Here is a 16,415-nt window from a genome sequence, read left to right on the forward strand (position 1 = left end):
CGGCGGCGTTGCACCGCCCGCCGCAGTGCATTACGGCAGCTTTTTGACGGTTTTCACGTCCACTTCGACGCTGCTCCAGTCTTTATCCACTTTGCCTTCCAACTGCACCTTGTCTTTCGGCGTAACGGTTTGGCCGTTCCAGCGTTTGCGATCGATATCGACCGTCAGGGTGCCGGTGGCGTCGCGGAAGGTATAGGTTTCGTCGCCGATGCGCTGCTCGATGTTGCCCTGCAGCATCACCCAGGTGTCGTCGCTCATCGATTTCACCTTGTCCACGGTGGTCAGCGCCGCGCTGGGGCCGGAGAAACCGCCTTGTGCGGTGGTTTGCGTTTGGGCCTGCGGCGCGGCCGGATCGAGGAATCCGCCTTGTTGCGCCAGTACCGGTGCGCTGCACAGCGCGATCAGAGCGGCCAGAGTCAGTTTTTTCATGTTGCGCTTCCTTATCGTTATCGAAAATCACATCCCGCTGATATCGGGTTGCTTGCTCAGTGATAAGGATTAAAACACGCCGATCTTAAGAGCTTCTTAAGCCGACGCATTGAAATTCACGCCGCCGGCGCCCATCTGTAGCCATAGTCTTTATTCTGTTGGCAAGGAACGATCGTTGAAGCCATTCTCACCCCGGTTTTCCCCGGACGATTACGACCAGCATGGCGCGCTGCGGCTGCCGCTGGGATTTTGGGCCGTGCTGATTTTGCAGGCGCGCACCTGGCTGCTGTTCGTGATGGCCGGCGCTTCGCGTGAGCAGGGTGAAAGCTTGCTGGCGCTGTTTTATCCGGATACCCAACGCTTTTGGTACGGCATGCTGCTCGGCCTGCCGGCGGCGCTGGCGTTTTTGCTGAGCGGCCGCCGCCACCAATGGCCGCGGCTGTGGCGCGGCTGGCGTTGGGGGCTGATTATCTCCGTGCTGGCGTCCCTCGGCGGCTCGCTGTTCAGCCTGTGGCGCCAGGACGGCGATGCGCCGGGGCTGGAGCTGGCGTTGGCGCTGCTCGATGCGCTGGCGCTGAGCTATCTGCTGTTGAATGCGCGCCTGAAAGCCTGTTTTGCGCCGGTGGAGCACGCCGACTAATTGCCGAGAAGTGCGGCACTTTTCGCATTTTCCGCACTCCAAGCTGGCAACCGTTGGCGTAGTGCGGGCCGTTGTGAGAGGCTGGCACGCAGCAAAACGCCGAGTGCGGCAGGGGCGGGTCACCGCCCCGTGCCATTGATGTTTAAGGAGCTAGAGATGAATATTCGCCCCCTGTTGTTAGGGCTTCCGCTGTTACTGACCGGCTGTTCGAGCATGTCCAATTTCTCCTGGTCCAGCCTGTCGCCGTTCAACTGGTTCGGCAGCAGCCTGGAGGTCGGCGCCAAGGGCGTCGGCAAGCTCAACGCCGGCACGCCGATGTCGGAAAGCGCCATCAACGACGGGTTGGACGGCAACTACCGCCTGCGCGGCGGCATGGCGACCAGCAACGGCCAGATCGTCTCTTATTACCAGGCGCTGTCCGGCGACGAAGTGAAGCTGGTGATCACCGGCGAGCCGAAAGGGCACGTGCAGCGGGTAGACGTAATGGATCAGAAAGTGGCGACGGAGTGGGGCAACAAGCTCGGCACGCCGTTCGGCGATATGTACAGCAAGGCGTTCGGCTCCTGTAAACCGGGCAGCGGCGAAGACGCCGGCAAAGTGGAGTGCGTGGCGGAACAGAGCAAGTACGTTACCTATATCTTCAGCGGCAAGTGGGCCGGGGCGCAGGACATCATCCCGCCGGACGACACCCTGAAAAGCTGGACGGTCAGCAAAATCATCTGGCACGCCAAGCCGCAGCAGTAATATGTTCAACGGGCGCCGGTTCACGGCGCCTGCCTTTTCAAGCCATTACCCCTATTTTCTTTGCGCTGCTGCAAGGCAATCGCCCGTGCTTGCGGTATGATAGCGCGCGTTTGTAACAGGGAACCCGCGCGTCAACCGCCATACCTTACCTGTTGCCGGATTCTGGTATTGAGGATAACAACATGACACAGGTTCAGAGCGGCATTCTGCTGGAGCACTGCCGTTTCGCCATTTTTATGGAAGCCACCGTACAGGGCGAATTCGCCGACTTGCGCCAGGGCTGCAAACAGTTTTGTCAGACGCTGAGCGAGCTGCAGCAGCAGTTTCCCGATGCGCGCCTCGGCGCGGTGATCGCCTTCGGCTATGACGTTTGGCACGATCTTTCCAACGGCCAGGGCGCGAAAGAGCTGAAGCCGTTCACGCCGCTCGGCAAAGGGCTGGCACCGGCCACCCAGCGCGATATGCTGATCCACATTCAGTCGCTGCGTCACGACGTCAACTTCACGCTGGCGCAGGCGGCGCTGGCGGCGTTCGGCAACGCCATCAAGATTGAAGAAGAAACCCACGGTTTCCGCTGGGTGGAAGAGCGCGATCTGAGCGGTTTCATCGACGGTACCGAAAACCCGCAGGGCGAGCAGCGCCCGGCAGTGGCGACGATCGCCGAAGGCGAAGAGGACGCAGGTGGCAGCTACGTGCTGGTGCAGCGCTACGAGCACAACCTGCGCCAGTGGCAGCGTTTTACCACCGAACAGCAGGAGCAGATCATCGGTCGCACCAAGCGCGACAGCGAAGAGCTGCCGGCCGATCAGCGCCCGGATACCTCGCACGTCAGCCGCGTCGATCTGAAAGAGAACGGCAAGGGCCTGAAAATTCTGCGCCAGAGCCTGCCTTATGGCACCGCCAGCGGCAAGCATGGCCTGTTCTTCATCGCCTATTGCGCACGCCTGCACAATATCGAGCAGCAGCTGCTGAGCATGTTCGGCGATCTGGACGGCAAACGCGACGCGATGCTGCGTTTCAGCCGTGCGGTTACCGGCAGCTACTACTTTGCGCCATCGCTGACGCGCCTGCTGTCACTTTGACGCCGTTGCCGAAGCCGGCGCGCCCGGCTTCGGCCCGTTTTCCCGCCCCGAAAACGCCTCGCATTCCCTGCCTTATAGCGTTTGATGCTTGTAAATCACTAAACGGTATATAAAAGCGTTACAGCTCCGCACCGAGTTATAAATACACTGGTCGTCAATAAGGCGAAAGCCTGAAGGAATGACTCAGTGATAAGGTGCAGAATGAAACAAAACCGGGTTAAAAATCTCGTGCTGAAAGGTTGGCTGGCGGCTGCGCTGTTGGCGAGCGGCGCCGCGTCGGCGGCGGAATTGCTGAACAGCTCTTATGACGTTTCCCGTGAATTGTTCGTCGCGCTGAATCCCGGCTTTGAACAGCAGTGGAATCAACAGCATCCGAACGACAAGCTGACCATCAAACAATCGCACGCCGGTTCCTCCAAGCAGGCGCTGGCGATCCTGCAGGGCCTGCGCGCCGACGTGGTGACGTACAACCAGGTGACCGACGTGCAGATCCTGCACGATCGCGGGCAGCTGATCCCGGCGGACTGGCAGGCGCGCCTGCCGAACAACAGCTCGCCGTTCTATTCCACCATGGCGTTTCTGGTGCGCAAGGACAACCCGAAGGGGATCCACACCTGGAACGATCTGGTGCGCGACGACGTGAAGCTGGTGTTCCCGAACCCGAAAACCTCCGGTAACGGCCGTTACACCTATCTGGCCGCCTGGGGCGCCGCCAATCAGGCCGACGGCAACGATCCGGCCAAGACCCGCGCCTTCATGACCCGCTTCCTGAAAAACGTGCTGGTGTTTGATACCGGCGGCCGCGGCGCGACCACCACCTTCGTCGAGCGCGGCTTGGGCGACGTGCTGATCAGCTTCGAGTCCGAAGTGAACAACATCCGCAAGCAGTACGGTGAGGACAAGTACGAAGTGATCGTGCCGCCGGTCGATATTCTGGCGGAGTTCCCGGTGGCCTGGGTCGACAAAAACGTCGAGCGCAACGGTACCGAACAGGCGGCCAAAGCCTATCTGAACTATCTCTACAGCCCGGCGGCGCAGCAGGTGATCACCAGCTTCTACTACCGCGTGTATGACCAGAAAGCGATGGCGGCGGCGAAGGGGCAATTCCCGGACACCCAACTGTTCCGCGTGGAAGACCAGTTCGGCGGCTGGCCTCAGGTGATGAAAACCCACTTCGCCACCGGCGGCGAGCTGGATCAGCTGTTAGCGGCAGGGCGCAAGTAAATGTTGGCGTTGTCGTCCAGTAAGCGGGTGCTGCCCGGATTTGGCCTCAGCCTCGGCAGCAGCCTGTTTTATACCTGTTTGATCCTGCTGTTGCCGCTCACCGCGCTGGTGATGCAGCTGGCACAGATGAGCCTGGCGCAATACTGGGAAGTGATTTCCAACCCGCAGGTGGTGGCGGCGTATAAAGTGACGCTGCTGGCGGCCGGCGTCGCCAGCCTGTTCAACGCGGTGTTCGGCATGCTGATGGCCTGGATCCTGACGCGCTACCGTTTTCCCGGCCGTTCGCTGCTGGACGGCCTGATCGATCTGCCGTTCGCACTGCCGACCGCAGTGGCCGGCCTGACGCTGGCGGGGCTGTTTTCCACCACTGGCTGGTACGGTCAGTGGCTGGCGCACTTCGACATCAAGGTCACCTTTACCTGGCTTGGGATCGCGGTAGCGATGGCGTTCACCAGCCTGCCGTTTGTGGTGCGCACCGTGCAGCCGGTGCTGGAAGAGCTGGGGCCGGAATACGAAGAGGCGGCCGAGACGCTGGGCGCTACGCGCTGGCAGAGTTTCCGCCGCGTGGTGTTGCCCGAGGTGGCACCGGCATTGCTGGCCGGCACCGCCATCTCCTTTACCCGCAGCCTGGGCGAGTTCGGCGCGGTGATTTTCATCGCCGGCAACATCGCCTGGAAGACGGAAGTGACCTCGCTGATGATTTTCGTGCGTTTGCAGGAGTTCGATTATCCGGCGGCCAGCGCCATCGCCTCGGTGATCCTGGCGGCGTCGCTGCTGCTGCTGTTCAGCATTAACGTATTGCAAAGCCGCTTCGGCAGACGTTTGGGAGGAGGGCACTGATGGCCGATGTTTCCGCCTTCAACGGCGCCGAGCGCCCGCGCGTCAACTGGGGCAAGTGGACGCTGATCGCCATCGGCGCGCTGTTCTCGGTGCTGCTGCTGGTGGTGCCGATGATGTCGATTTTCGCCGAGGCCTTTTCCAAAGGGTTCGGCGCGATGTGGAGCAACTTGCTCGATCCGGACATGCTGCATGCCATTTGGCTGACGGTCTTGATCGCGCTGATCACCGTGCCGTTCAACCTGGTGTTCGGCACGTTGCTGGCGTGGCTGGTGACGCGCTTCACCTTCCCCGGCCGCCAGCTGCTGCTGACGCTGATCGATATCCCGTTCGCCGTTTCACCGGTGGTGGCGGGGCTGATTTACCTGCTGTTTTACGGCAGCAATGGCCTGCTGGGCGGCTGGCTGGATGCGCATAACATCCAGATCATGTTCTCCTGGCCGGGCATGGTGCTGGTGACCATTTTCGTTACCTGCCCCTTCGTGGTGCGCGAGCTGGTGCCGATGATGCTCAGCCAGGGCAGCCAGGAAGACGAGGCCGCGATTCTGCTGGGGGCGTCCGGCTGGCAAATGTTCCGCCGCGTGACGCTGCCCAACATTCGCTGGGCGCTGCTGTACGGCGTGGTGCTGACCAACGCGCGCGCCATCGGCGAGTTCGGCGCAGTGTCGGTGGTGTCCGGTTCGATTCGCGGCGAAACCTACAGCCTGCCGCTGCAGGTCGAGCTGTTGCAGCAGGATTACAACACCGTCGGCTCCTTTACCGCCGCCGCGCTGTTGACCCTGATGGCGATCGTTACCCTATTTTTGAAGAGCGCGCTGCAGTGGCGTCTGGAACGTCAAAACGCGCGTCTCGAGCGGGAGGAAAATCATGAGCATTGAGATTAACGGCATCAACAAGTACTTCGGTCGCACCAAGGTATTGAACGATATCTCGCTCGATATTGCTTCCGGCGAGATGGTGGCGCTGCTCGGGCCGTCCGGTTCCGGCAAAACCACGCTGCTGCGTATCATCGCCGGGCTGGAAAGCCAGAGCGGCGGCAAGCTGGGCTTCCACGGCACCGACGTCAGCCACATGCATGCGCGCGACAGGCGCGTAGGCTTCGTGTTTCAGCACTATGCGCTGTTCCGCCACATGACGGTGTTCGACAACATCGCCTTCGGCCTGACCGTGCTGCCGCGCCGCGAGCGGCCGAACGCCGCGGCGATCAAACAGAAAGTCACCCAGCTGCTGGAAATGGTGCAGCTGGGCCACCTGGCCAACCGCTATCCGTCTCAGCTGTCCGGCGGCCAGAAACAGCGCGTGGCGTTGGCGCGCGCGCTGGCGGTGGAACCGCAAATTCTGCTGCTGGACGAACCGTTCGGCGCGCTGGATGCGCAGGTGCGCAAAGAGCTGCGCCGCTGGCTGCGTCAGCTGCACGAAGAGCTGAAGTTCACCAGCGTGTTCGTCACCCACGATCAGGAAGAGGCGATGGAAGTGGCCGACCGCATCGTGGTGATGAGCCAGGGCAATATCGAACAGGTCGGGTCGCCGGTCGAAATCATGCGCGAACCGGCGAGCCGTTTCGTGCTGGAATTCATGGGGGAAGTGAACCGCCTGAACGGCGAAATTCGCGGCTCTCAGCTGTTCGTCGGCGCGCACCAGTGGCCGTTGTCGTTCCAGCCGATGCACCAGGGCAGCGTCGATCTGTTCCTGCGCCCGTGGGAAATGGAAGTGGCGACCGAAAGCAGCGAGCGCTGCCCGCTGCCGGTTCAGGTGCTGGAAGTCAGCCCGCGCGGCCACTTCTGGCAGCTGACGGTGCAGCCGATCGGCTGGCATCAGGAACCGATAAGCCTAGTGCTGCCGGAGGGCAACGCCACGCCGGTGCGCGGCGGCCGTTACTACGTTGGCAGCCTCAATGCGCGGCTGTATGCCGGCGATCAACTGCTGCAACCTGTTGCGTTAGCCAAAAGCGCCTGATAGGTTTTAGCAGCCCTTTTCTTCAAGGCAACCCCCGGGTTGCCTTTTTACTTTACGCACATCAACACAGGCAAAGATCGTGACAACGCTCGAACAATGCATCGGGAACACCCCGCTGGTACAACTGCAACGGCTGGCCGCCCAGGCGGGCAGCGAGGTATGGGTCAAACTGGAAGGCAATAACCCGGCGGGATCGGTGAAGGATCGCGCTGCGTTGGCGATGATCCAGCAGGCGGAGCTGCGCGGCGAGATCAAGCCCGGCGACGTGCTGATTGAGGCCACCAGCGGCAACACCGGCATTGCGCTGGCGATGATTGCTGCATTGAAAGGCTATACGCTGAAGCTACTGATGCCAGAGAACATGAGCCTGGAGCGGCAGGCGGCGATGCGCGCCTACGGTGCCGAGCTGATCCTGGTCAGCCGTGAACAGGGAATGGAAGGGGCGCGCGATCTGGCGCTGGAGATGCAGCGCCAGGGGCAGGGTAAGGTGCTGGATCAGTTCAATAATCTCGACAATCCCTACGCCCATTTCACCACCACCGGCCCAGAGATCTGGCGCCAGACCGAAGGGCGCATCACCCACTTCGTTTCCAGCATGGGCACCACCGGCACCATTACCGGCGTGGGCGGTTACCTGAAGAGCCAGAATCCGCAGGTACAGATCATCGGCCTGCAGCCGGCCGAAGGCAGCAGCATCCCCGGCATTCGCCGTTGGGCGCCCGCTTACCTGCCGGGCATTTTCCGCCCGGAGCTGGTGGATCAGGTGCTGGATATCGAGCAGCGCGATGCCGAGCAGACCATGCGCCAGCTGGCGCAGCGTGAAGGTATCTTCTGCGGCGTCAGCTCCGGCGGCGCGGTAGCCGGCGCCCTGCGCGTCGCGGCGGCCCACCCCGGCAGCGTCGTGGTGGCGATCGTCTGCGATCGCGGTGACCGTTACCTCTCCACCGGCGTGTTCGACTGAATGTGCCCTCCCGGCGGCGCGTTTCGCCGGGAAACTCCCTCTCACTTCCCTTTTGACCGACGGCATAGCCGGCCCGCCTGCGCGATGGCCAGCGCCTGTCTGCACGCCAATACCCTGACAGAAGTAGAGAAATCGCGCGACAGCAGCCACAATAACGGTGGCGAGACGCGAACCGCGATGTGTAAGGATTGAGTAAAACCGGCTGCGGGCCGGCGGAATTGGCGGGAAAATAACGAAAATCGGTGAAGGAGCAAGGCATGAAAATTTTACTGGTCGACGATGACCTGGAGCTTGGCACCATGCTGAGCGAATACCTGACGGGCGAAGGCTTCGACGCCACGCTGGTGCTGACCGGCAAGGCGGGGGTAGAGGGCGCGCTGTCGGGCGACTATACCGCGATGATCCTCGATATCATGCTGCCGGACATGAGCGGCATCGACGTGCTGCGCGACGTGCGTAAAAAGAGCCGGCTGCCGATCATCATGCTGACCGCCAAAGGCGACAACATCGATCGGGTGATTGGCCTGGAGATGGGCGCCGACGATTACATGCCCAAACCTTGCTACCCGCGCGAATTGGTGGCGCGTCTGCGCGCGGTGCTGCGCCGTTTCGAAGAGCGGCCGCAGGAGGCGGACGCCGAAGCCGCCATCAGCTTCGGCGAGCTGACGCTGAACCCTTCAACCCGCAGCAGCGAATGGCGCGGTAAGGCGTTTGATCTGACCGCTTCGGAATTCAATCTGCTGGAGCTGTTGCTGCGCGCGCCGGATCGCGTGGTGTCGAAGGATGAATTGTCCGAGAAGGGGCTGGGGCGCCCGCGCGAGGCCTATGATCGCAGCGTGGACGTGCATATCAGCAATATCCGCCAGAAGCTGAGCGCGCTGGCCGGTAATACGCTGAGCATCGAGACGGTGCGCAGCATCGGCTATCGCATTCGGTAACCTGACATGCGCGGAAGACTGTTCTGGAAAATTTTGCTCGGCTTTTGGCTGACCTTCCTCATCATGACGCAGGCCCTGTGGGTGGCGTTTTCTTTGTATGGCGACCGCTATGTGCCGCCGGAGAACGCCATGGCGCGGCGGGTCATCGGCCTGCAGCTGACCTCGGCGGCTACCCAGTTGCGCAGCGGCGGCATGCCGGCGCTGGAAGCCCTGATGCGCGACTGGCCCGAGGACGATCGACGCCTGTTGTCGGTGACGCCGATGACCCAACCGCCGCCGCCCGCGCCGGAAGAACCGGTATTTGAAGGGCGGCGGATGCCGAAGGAAATCTCTGCCTGGGTGCAAACCGGGGAAGGGCAGGGATACTGGCTGAGCTATAACGTGCGCGGGCTGCGGGAAGAGTATCGGCCGGAGCGGCGTTCCCATTTCTTCAACATTCCTGCGCCGATGCTGTGGGTCGGCGGGCTGGGCGGTTTGCTGTTCAGCGCCGTGCTGGCCTGGAACCTGACCCGGCCGATGCGTCAGCTGCGCGGTGGCCTGGATCGGGTGGCGCAGGGCGATCTGTCGGTGCGGCTGTTCCCGAAAATGCGCCGCCGTCATGACGAGCTGTCCGACGTGGCGCGCGATTTCGACACCATGGCTGAGCGGCTGGAGCTGCTGGTCAGCGCCCGCGAGCAGTTACTTCATGACGTTTCGCACGAGCTGCGTTCGCCGCTGGCGCGCCTGCAGCTGGCGATCGGCCTGGCGCGGCAGAATGCCGGCAACGTCGAAACCTCGCTCAAGCGCATCGAACACGAGTCGGGGCGGCTGGATAAGATGATCGGCGAGCTGCTGGCGCTGTCGCGCGCCGAACACAGCAGCCTGCCGGACGAGGAGTATTTCGATCTGTACGGCCTGGTGGATGCGGTGGTGAGCGATGCACGCTACGAGGCGCAGGTGCCCGGCGTGGATATCGTGCTGCAGGCCGAGTCGGACGTGGAGTACACCGTCAAGGGCAATGCGGAGCTGATGCGGCGAGCGGTGGATAACATCGTGCGTAATGCGCTGCGCTTTTCCAGCCACGGCCAGCGGGTGACGGTGGCGCTGACGCGCGTTGATAACCAGTTCCAGATCGCGGTCAGCGATCAGGGGCCGGGAGTCGAGGAGGCGAAGCTGTCGAGCATTTTCGATCCGTTCGTGCGCGTGAAGTCGGCGCTGTCGGGCAAGGGGTACGGCCTGGGGCTGGCGATCACCCGCAAGGTGGTGCTGGCGCACGGCGGCCAGGTTGAGGCGCGCAACGGCGATAAAGAGGGGCTGGTCATTACCCTGCGTATCCCGCGCTGGCCGTCATAACGTAGCGAAATCGGGAGACGACGAAGGAGATAAAAAAAACGGCGCCGAGGGCGCCGTTTTTCTTGCTCATTCGCGATTACTTCTTGATGCGGATGATCGGGGTTTCGCCAACGGTCACGCTGCCGGACAGTTTGATCAGCTCTTTGATCTCGTCCATGTTGGAGATAACGACCGGCGTCAGGGTAGACTTGGCTTTCTCTTCCAGCAGAGGCAGGTTGAACTCGATAACCACGTCACCTTTCTTGACGCGCTGGCCTTCTTCGGCGATGCGTTTGAAGCCTTCGCCTTTCAGTTCTACGGTATCGATGCCGAAGTGGACGAACAGCTCAATGCCGCTGTCGGATTCGATAGAGAATGCATGGTTGGTTTCGAAAATCTTACCGATGGTGCCGTCAACCGGAGCAACCATTTTGTTGCCGGCCGGTTTGATGGCGATACCGTCGCCAACGATTTTTTCAGCGAACACTACGTCCGGCACATCTTCGATATTGACGATTTCGCCAGAAAGGGGAGCGACGATCTCGATAGTGCCCGTGTCTTTCTTGTCATCAGAAACCAGAGATTTCAGTTTATCGAACAAACCCATGATCTTCTCCTAAGCATTAAATTGGGCGGCGTTCCAGTGTCGTGGAAGTTTAGCAGAGCGTTTTTTCTTCGATGAATTTATTGACGCAATTCATCAGGTCTTGTGCCGTTGGCTGTGCCAAGGCCTGCGCTGCCAACGCCTTCACATCTTCGAAATTCGTGTTACGAATAATTTTCTTGATGCGCGGGATTGAAATCGCACTCATGCTGAACTCATCCAGCCCCATGCCCAATAACAACAGTGTAGCACGCTCATCGCCAGCCAGTTCGCCGCACATGCCGGTCCACTTGCCTTCCGCGTGAGATGCATCAATAACCTGTTTGATCAGGCCAAGCACTGATGGGGACATCGGGTTATAGAGATGAGAAATCAGCTCGTTGCCGCGATCTACCGCCAGAGTATACTGGGTTAGATCGTTTGTCCCAATACTAAAGAAGTCGACTTCTTTCGCCAGGTGGTGAGCAATGACCGCCGCAGCCGGTGTTTCCACCATCACGCCCACTTCGATGCTTTCGTCAAACGCCTTGCCTTCTTCGCGCAGCTGCGCTTTCAGCGTCTCGATTTCGCCTTTCAGATCGCGCACTTCTTCCACGGAGATGATCATCGGGAACATGATGCGCAGTTTGCCGAACGCCGAGGCGCGCAGGATGGCGCGCAACTGGGCGTGCAGGATTTCACGGCGGTCCATCGCGATGCGGATGGCGCGCCAGCCGAGGAACGGGTTCTCTTCCTTCGGCAGGTTCATGTACGGCAGATCTTTGTCGCCGCCGATGTCCATGGTGCGGACGATCACGGCCTGCGAGCCCATGGCTTCCGCCACGGCTTTATAAGCCTGGAACTGCTCGTCTTCGGTCGGCAGCGAGTCGCGGTCCATGAACAGGAACTCGGTACGATACAGGCCGACGCCTTCCGCGCCGTTGCGCTCTGCACCCGCGACGTCGCGCACGGTGCCGATGTTGGCGCAGACTTCAACCTGATGGCCGTCCAGCGTAATCGCCGGCAGGTCCTTCAGCTTGGCCAGATCGTTTTTCTCGGTGATGTATTGGTTCTGGGCGGCTTTCAGCTGATCGATAACGTCAGCGGTCGGGTTAACGTAAATTTTGTTGTTAACCGCATCCAGAATCAGGTAGTCGTCGTTTTTCACCTGCTTGGTCACGTCGCTGGTACCGACGATCGCCGGCAGCTCCAGGGAGCGCGCCATGATAGAGGTGTGGGAAGTCCGGCCGCCGAGATCGGTAATGAAGCCCAGCACTTTGTCCAGGTTCAGCTGCGCGGTCTCTGACGGGGTCAGATCGGTGGCCACCAGGATCACTTCGTCCTGAATGGAGCCCAGATCGACGATCGGCATGCCCAGGATGTTCTGCAGCAGGCGCTTACCGATGTCGCGCACGTCGGCGGCGCGCTCTTTGAGGTATTCGTCGTCCAGCTCTTCCAGCGCTTTCGCCTGACCTTCGATCACGGTGTAGGCGGCGGCGTCTGCGGAGGCCAGATCGTCTTTGATTAGGGCTATGATTTCCTGCTCAAGCTCTTCGTCTTCCAGCAACATGATGTGGCCTTCGAAGATAGCTTCCTTCTCTTCGCCGAAGGTTTCGCCAGCTTTGGTCTTGATCGCTTCCAGCTGTTCGGACGCTTTCGCGCGGCCGGCCAGAAAACGCGAGACTTCCTGCTCTACTTGATCAGCAGAGATTTTTTTCCGGTTGATGACAATGTCGTCTTCTTTCAGCAAGAGAGCCTTACCAAAAGCGATGCCCGGTGATACTAAAATGCCTGAAATCATAACCCTACCTTACTCTTGACTGGTGTTAACTAAAAAGACGGGCCGATTACTCAAGCTCTGCCATCAGTTTTACCAAGTGCTCAACGGCTTTCTGCTCGTCTTCACCTTCAGCGGAGATGGTCACTACGGTCCCTTGAGTCAGCCCCAGAGTTTGCAGTTTGAACAGGCTTTTAGCGCTGGCGCTTTTGCCGTTGGAGGTCACGGTGATGTCAGACGTGAAGCCTTTGGCTTCTTTAACGAACTGAGCGGCAGGGCGAGTATGCAGACCATTCGGAGCGGTAATAGTAACTTCTTGCTGGAACATTGATGTTTCCCCAACTTATTGGATTAATGTTGTGGAGCTAAAGTTTAGCCCAGGGGCCTGACTTTAGCTTGTCTGGTTATAGCGCCTGACTATGGACAGGGGCGAACGTTGATGCAACAGAAAACGACGCGTTAGGCACTTCAGATCAAAAAACTCGGCTTTAGACGTCGTTCCAATCCGCTCCCCATTATGCCCGATTCGACGCGTCGGCGACAGATGAGTAAATCGATTCAGCCTTGACCGGGCTCGGGGGGTGATTAATTTTGCGCATCGAAATAATGCACCGTTAAATACTAAAGCCGACGGGCAAAAGCAATCTTGGACTGCTATAAAGTTTGATCCAGTCCACAAAAAAGCACCCCGCAGGGTGCTTTTTTAGCGATTTGTGCAGTGGTGGAATTACTGCTGCAATTCCTGCTCGGTGAACAGATCGGCAAACAGCGCGGTGCTTAGATAACGTTCGCCGGAAGAGGGCAGGATCACCACGATGGTCTTGTCGGCGAACGCCGGTTCTTCGGCCAGTTTCACCGCCGCCACGACCGCTGCGCCGGAGGAGATGCCCGCCAGGATGCCTTCTTCGTCCATCAGGCGACGCGCCATGCTGATGGCTTCGTCGTTGGAGACCTTCTCGACGCGATCCACCAGGTCCAGATCGAGGTTGCCTGGAATGAAGCCGGCGCCGATGCCCTGGATCTTGTGCGGGCCCGGTTTCAGCTCTTCACCGGCCAGCGCCTGGCTGATGACCGGCGAGTCGGTCGGCTCGACCGCCACGGTAGTGATGGCCTTGCCTTTGGTGTTCTTGATGTAGCGGCTGACGCCGGTCAGCGTGCCGCCGGTGCCGACGCCGGAGATGAACACGTCGACTTCACCGTCGGTGTCTTCCCAGATTTCCGGGCCGGTGGTTTTTTCATGGATGGCCGGGTTGGCCGGATTGCTGAACTGTTGCAGGATCAGGTAACGGTTCGGATCGGTGGCGACGATCTCTTCGGCCTTGGCGATAGCGCCTTTCATGCCTTTCGCCCCTTCGGTCAGCACCAGATTGGCGCCGAGCGCCTTGAGCAGCTTGCGGCGCTCGATGCTCATGGTTTCCGGCATGGTCAGCGTCAGCTTGTAACCGCGCGCGGCGGCCACGAAGGCCAGCGCGATGCCGGTGTTGCCGCTGGTCGGCTCCACCAGCTCTTTACCGGCGGTCAGCACACCACGTTGTTCCGCATCCCAAATCATATTGGCACCGATGCGGCATTTGACGCTGAAGCTCGGGTTGCGTGATTCAACCTTGGCCAGAATGCGTCCGTTGCCGATACGGTTCAGACGAACCAGCGGCGTATGGCCGATTGTTAATGAGTTGTCTTCATATATCTTGCTCATAGCCCGTCCTTTAACTCTATGAAAATGTGGGGAACATCGAAAGCATACGCTAACAGTACCGGCAGGGAAGTAAAGAATTGGTATATCTATATGTTATTAGGAAATAAGTTTTAAGCACAATGATAAGGGCGCGAAATGCGCGCCCTGTCGAAAATTCCCGCGCTATCGGCGGTAAAAAGCGGCGGTTATCGGACGAATTGCGAGCGGTAGCGATCGACCCACATCGCGGTGGCGCCGCAGACGGCGACCGGCAGGATCACCAGGTTGAGGATCGGGATCATGGTGAACAGGCTGACCAGCGCGCCGAACTGCAGGTTGTCGGTTTTGTGCTGGCGTAAGGCGCGGCGCATGTCGGCAAAGCTCACCTTGTGGTTGTCAAACGGATAGTCGCAATACTGGATCGCCAGCATCCAGGCGCTGAACAGGAACCATAGTACCGGCGCCACCGTCTGGCCGATGCCGGGCACGAAGTACAGCGCCAGCAGCAGCAGCGCGCGCGGCAGGTAATACATCAGCTTGCGCCATTCGCGCGCCATGATGCGCGGCAGATCTTTGGCGATGCCGAGCAGGCCGGTGTCCGGCAGCGGTTTGCCGGTCAGGCTGCCTTCGAGCTGTTCGGCCAGCAGGCCGCAGAACGGCGCCGCAATCAGATTGGTGATGGTGCTGAACAGATAGCTGAACACCAGCAGCACCGAAATGACCGCCAGCGGCCACAGCAGGTAGCTCAACCATTGCAGCCAGTCGGGAACGTGGCTCATCATCGCCGGGATCCAGTCGCCGAGCCGGCTGAACAGCCACCAGAAAGCGGACCCCATCAGCAGCACGTTGACCAGCAACGGCAGAACCACATAGCGTTTAATCCCCGGGCGCGAAATCAGGCGCCAACCTTCGGCGAAATAGTGAATGCCGCTGGTTGAGCGGGCAGGGGGCTGCGTATAGGACATATCTTAAGTTATCTCGTTGTCTGAACAGGCATCATTATCATATAGGGATGATTTTCCACTGGCTAGGGTAGGGTTGGCTGAAAAACCAGCAGAAAAAGGCAGTATAATCATCTTTATTGGCATAAAGTTCAGCACGGACTTGCACTTGTGTGCGCGGGCAAATAGAGTTAAAGAGTGAATGTTTGCCGCGGTGGCAATGTATTGGAACAACAGAGATAGCAATGATGCAGGATTTGCGTCTGATATTAATCGTTGTTGGCGCGATCGCCATAATAGCGCTGTTATTGCACGGTCTGTGGACCAGTCGCAAAGAACGGTCAGCGCTCTTCCGCGATCGCCCAGCCAAACGTTCCCAAAAGGAACGTGAACAAACCCCGATCGACGATCTCGAAGAAGGCGTCGGTGAGGTGCGCGTACGCGCCGCTCACCCGCAAGACGAGCCGTCATTCGGCCATTTCGATGCCGCACGCGAAGAACCCGTGGCCGCGCCGAAGCCCGCTCCGGCGCCTGCGCCTGCGCCCCGCGCCGTTCAGCCGGCTGCTCATCAGACGCCGCCTCCGCTGTCTCAGCGGCCGGAGTATGATGACATCCTGCTGAACAACTACGCGCCGGACGAAGAACAGGCCGAGCCGCAGCAACCGCAACCGGCCGCGCGCCGTGAGCCGCGCGTCGACGATCTGCCGCATGAACATGAGGCGCCGCAGGGGGCGGAACCGGCATTCCACGCCGAGCCGGCCCCTGTGCAGCAAGCGCCGGAAGTGAAGCCGGCGCAGGAGCCTGCGCCACAGCCACAACAGCCGGCGGCTGCGCCCATTCAGGCCAAGCTGAAAGAGACCGTGCTGGTGCTGCACGTCGCAGCCCATCAGGGCGGCGTAATCGGCGGCGAAGTGCTGCTGCAGAGCGTGTTGCAGGCGGGCTTCCAGTTTGGCGAGATGGGCATCTTCCACCGCCATATCAGCCCGGCCGGCAGCGGCCCGGTGCTGTTCAGCCTGGCGAACATGGTCAAGCCGGGGTCGTTCGATCCTGACATGATGTCCGACTTTTCCACACCGGGCGTGTCGATGTTCATGATGGTGCCGTCTTACGGCGACGCCAATCAGAACTTCAAGCTGATGCTGCAGTCGGCACAGCGCATCGCCGACGACGTGGGCGGCGTGGTGCTGGACGACGAGCGCCGCATGATGACGCCGCAGAAGCTGGAAACCTACAAAGCGCGTATCCGTGAAGTGTTGGAAAACAACGCCTGACCGGGTTGCCGCGCGCACTGAACATCCGTAACAACAAAGCCCCCGC

Annotated in this window: 17 protein-coding genes; 11 read left to right on the top strand and 6 right to left on the bottom strand. The window is 60.2% G+C overall.

The features are described 5' to 3' along the window. Positions 1–30 precede the first annotated feature (30 nt). Positions 31–429, bottom strand: coding sequence for a YgiW/YdeI family stress tolerance OB fold protein (locus tag WCL58_RS07175; RefSeq protein WP_049198414.1), 399 nt, complete (start codon positions 427–429; stop codon positions 31–33). A 175-nt stretch (positions 430–604) separates the two neighbouring features. Between WCL58_RS07175 and WCL58_RS07180 the strand changes: the two genes are divergently transcribed. The 10 genes from WCL58_RS07180 to WCL58_RS07225 all read left to right on the top strand — a co-directional run bounded on the left by WCL58_RS07180 (position 605) and on the right by WCL58_RS07225 (position 10,143). Next, positions 605–1,069, top strand: a complete 465-nt coding sequence (locus WCL58_RS07180) for a DUF2919 domain-containing protein (protein WP_060419823.1) — start codon at positions 605–607, stop codon at positions 1,067–1,069. A 156-nt stretch (positions 1,070–1,225) separates the two neighbouring features. After that, positions 1,226–1,813 (top strand): RpoE-regulated lipoprotein, encoded by a 588-nt coding sequence (locus WCL58_RS07185; protein ID WP_038881279.1) that lies wholly within the window; start codon positions 1,226–1,228, stop codon positions 1,811–1,813. A gap of 182 nt (positions 1,814–1,995) precedes the next feature. Beyond that, on the top strand, positions 1,996–2,895 hold the full coding sequence (locus tag WCL58_RS07190) for a Dyp-type peroxidase (protein ID WP_038881282.1): 900 nt from the start codon (positions 1,996–1,998) through the stop codon (positions 2,893–2,895). 201 nt (positions 2,896–3,096) lie between these two features. Beyond that, a complete protein-coding gene (locus WCL58_RS07195; RefSeq protein ID WP_047730138.1) occupies positions 3,097–4,119 on the top strand; it encodes a sulfate ABC transporter substrate-binding protein in 1,023 nt (340 codons plus the stop codon). Further along, the gene (gene cysT / locus WCL58_RS07200) at positions 4,120–4,959 is read left to right on the top strand and encodes a sulfate/thiosulfate ABC transporter permease CysT (RefSeq protein WP_019453852.1); all 840 of its coding nucleotides are present in this window, start codon (positions 4,120–4,122) and stop codon (positions 4,957–4,959) included. Further along, entirely contained in the window at positions 4,959–5,834 is an 876-nt protein-coding gene (gene cysW, locus WCL58_RS07205) for a sulfate/thiosulfate ABC transporter permease CysW (protein ID WP_019453851.1), read from the top strand. The genes cysT and cysW overlap by 1 nt, the downstream gene beginning before the upstream one ends. Then, positions 5,824–6,912, top strand: a complete 1,089-nt coding sequence (gene cysA / locus WCL58_RS07210; protein ID WP_063988895.1) for a sulfate/thiosulfate ABC transporter ATP-binding protein CysA — start codon at positions 5,824–5,826, stop codon at positions 6,910–6,912. The genes cysW and cysA overlap by 11 nt, the downstream gene beginning before the upstream one ends. A gap of 79 nt (positions 6,913–6,991) precedes the next feature. Further along, complete coding sequence (cysM, locus tag WCL58_RS07215) at positions 6,992–7,873, top strand: cysteine synthase CysM (protein ID WP_033638551.1); 882 nt, start codon at positions 6,992–6,994, stop codon at positions 7,871–7,873. 257 nt (positions 7,874–8,130) lie between these two features. Beyond that, a complete protein-coding gene (locus WCL58_RS07220; protein ID WP_336850792.1) occupies positions 8,131–8,811 on the top strand; it encodes a response regulator transcription factor in 681 nt (226 codons plus the stop codon). A gap of 6 nt (positions 8,812–8,817) precedes the next feature. Then, positions 8,818–10,143: an ATP-binding protein gene (locus WCL58_RS07225; RefSeq protein WP_060419835.1), complete on the top strand. Its 1,326-nt coding sequence runs from the start codon at positions 8,818–8,820 to the stop codon at positions 10,141–10,143. A gap of 76 nt (positions 10,144–10,219) precedes the next feature. Here WCL58_RS07225 and crr read toward each other — a convergent pair whose 3' ends face one another. From crr to cysZ, 5 genes are all read right to left on the bottom strand, one after another. Continuing rightward, positions 10,220–10,729 carry a PTS glucose transporter subunit IIA gene (gene crr / locus WCL58_RS07230; RefSeq protein ID WP_004936467.1) on the bottom strand — a complete coding sequence of 170 codons (510 nt, stop codon included), beginning with the start codon at positions 10,727–10,729 and terminating at the stop codon, positions 10,220–10,222. Positions 10,730–10,778: 49 nt separating this feature from the next. Beyond that, entirely contained in the window at positions 10,779–12,506 is a 1,728-nt protein-coding gene (gene ptsI, locus WCL58_RS07235; protein ID WP_015378671.1) for a phosphoenolpyruvate-protein phosphotransferase PtsI, read from the bottom strand. Positions 12,507–12,552: 46 nt separating this feature from the next. Continuing rightward, the gene (gene ptsH, locus WCL58_RS07240; RefSeq protein WP_004936458.1) at positions 12,553–12,810 is read right to left on the bottom strand and encodes a phosphocarrier protein Hpr; all 258 of its coding nucleotides are present in this window, start codon (positions 12,808–12,810) and stop codon (positions 12,553–12,555) included. Positions 12,811–13,209: 399 nt separating this feature from the next. Next, positions 13,210–14,178: a cysteine synthase A gene (gene cysK / locus WCL58_RS07245; RefSeq protein ID WP_038881303.1), complete on the bottom strand. Its 969-nt coding sequence runs from the start codon at positions 14,176–14,178 to the stop codon at positions 13,210–13,212. A gap of 185 nt (positions 14,179–14,363) precedes the next feature. Further along, positions 14,364–15,122 (bottom strand): sulfate transporter CysZ, encoded by a 759-nt coding sequence (cysZ, locus tag WCL58_RS07250; protein ID WP_049198406.1) that lies wholly within the window; start codon positions 15,120–15,122, stop codon positions 14,364–14,366. Positions 15,123–15,343: 221 nt separating this feature from the next. On the opposite strand from cysZ, the gene zipA reads away from it, so the two are divergent. Next, positions 15,344–16,369: a cell division protein ZipA gene (gene zipA, locus WCL58_RS07255; RefSeq protein WP_142110320.1), complete on the top strand. Its 1,026-nt coding sequence runs from the start codon at positions 15,344–15,346 to the stop codon at positions 16,367–16,369. Positions 16,370–16,415 lie beyond the last annotated feature (46 nt).

The sequence above is a fragment of the Serratia sp. TMDUHS_CL genome (assembly GCF_037137105.1).
GTDB lineage: Bacteria > Pseudomonadota > Gammaproteobacteria > Enterobacterales > Enterobacteriaceae > Serratia > Serratia nevei.

Bases quoted from the DNA above. Each gene is read 5' to 3' on its own strand.
- WCL58_RS07185 (WP_038881279.1), top strand. From the start codon at position 1,226: ATGAATATTCGCCCCCTGTTGTTAGGGCTTCCGCTGTTACTGACCGGC.
- zipA (WP_142110320.1), top strand. From the start codon at position 15,344: ATGATGCAGGATTTGCGTCTGATATTAATCGTTGTTGGCGCGATCGCC.
- ptsI (WP_015378671.1), bottom strand. From the start codon at position 12,506: ATGATTTCAGGCATTTTAGTATCACCGGGCATCGCTTTTGGTAAGGCT.
- ptsH (WP_004936458.1), bottom strand. From the start codon at position 12,810: ATGTTCCAGCAAGAAGTTACTATTACCGCTCCGAATGGTCTGCATACT.
- WCL58_RS07175 (WP_049198414.1), bottom strand. From the start codon at position 429: ATGAAAAAACTGACTCTGGCCGCTCTGATCGCGCTGTGCAGCGCACCG.
- cysA (WP_063988895.1), top strand. From the start codon at position 5,824: ATGAGCATTGAGATTAACGGCATCAACAAGTACTTCGGTCGCACCAAG.
- WCL58_RS07190 (WP_038881282.1), top strand. From the start codon at position 1,996: ATGACACAGGTTCAGAGCGGCATTCTGCTGGAGCACTGCCGTTTCGCC.
- WCL58_RS07220 (WP_336850792.1), top strand. From the start codon at position 8,131: ATGAAAATTTTACTGGTCGACGATGACCTGGAGCTTGGCACCATGCTG.
- WCL58_RS07225 (WP_060419835.1), top strand. From the start codon at position 8,818: ATGCGCGGAAGACTGTTCTGGAAAATTTTGCTCGGCTTTTGGCTGACC.
- cysK (WP_038881303.1), bottom strand. From the start codon at position 14,178: ATGAGCAAGATATATGAAGACAACTCATTAACAATCGGCCATACGCCG.
- cysT (WP_019453852.1), top strand. From the start codon at position 4,120: ATGTTGGCGTTGTCGTCCAGTAAGCGGGTGCTGCCCGGATTTGGCCTC.
- cysW (WP_019453851.1), top strand. From the start codon at position 4,959: ATGGCCGATGTTTCCGCCTTCAACGGCGCCGAGCGCCCGCGCGTCAAC.
- crr (WP_004936467.1), bottom strand. From the start codon at position 10,729: ATGGGTTTGTTCGATAAACTGAAATCTCTGGTTTCTGATGACAAGAAA.
- WCL58_RS07195 (WP_047730138.1), top strand. From the start codon at position 3,097: ATGAAACAAAACCGGGTTAAAAATCTCGTGCTGAAAGGTTGGCTGGCG.
- cysZ (WP_049198406.1), bottom strand. From the start codon at position 15,122: ATGTCCTATACGCAGCCCCCTGCCCGCTCAACCAGCGGCATTCACTAT.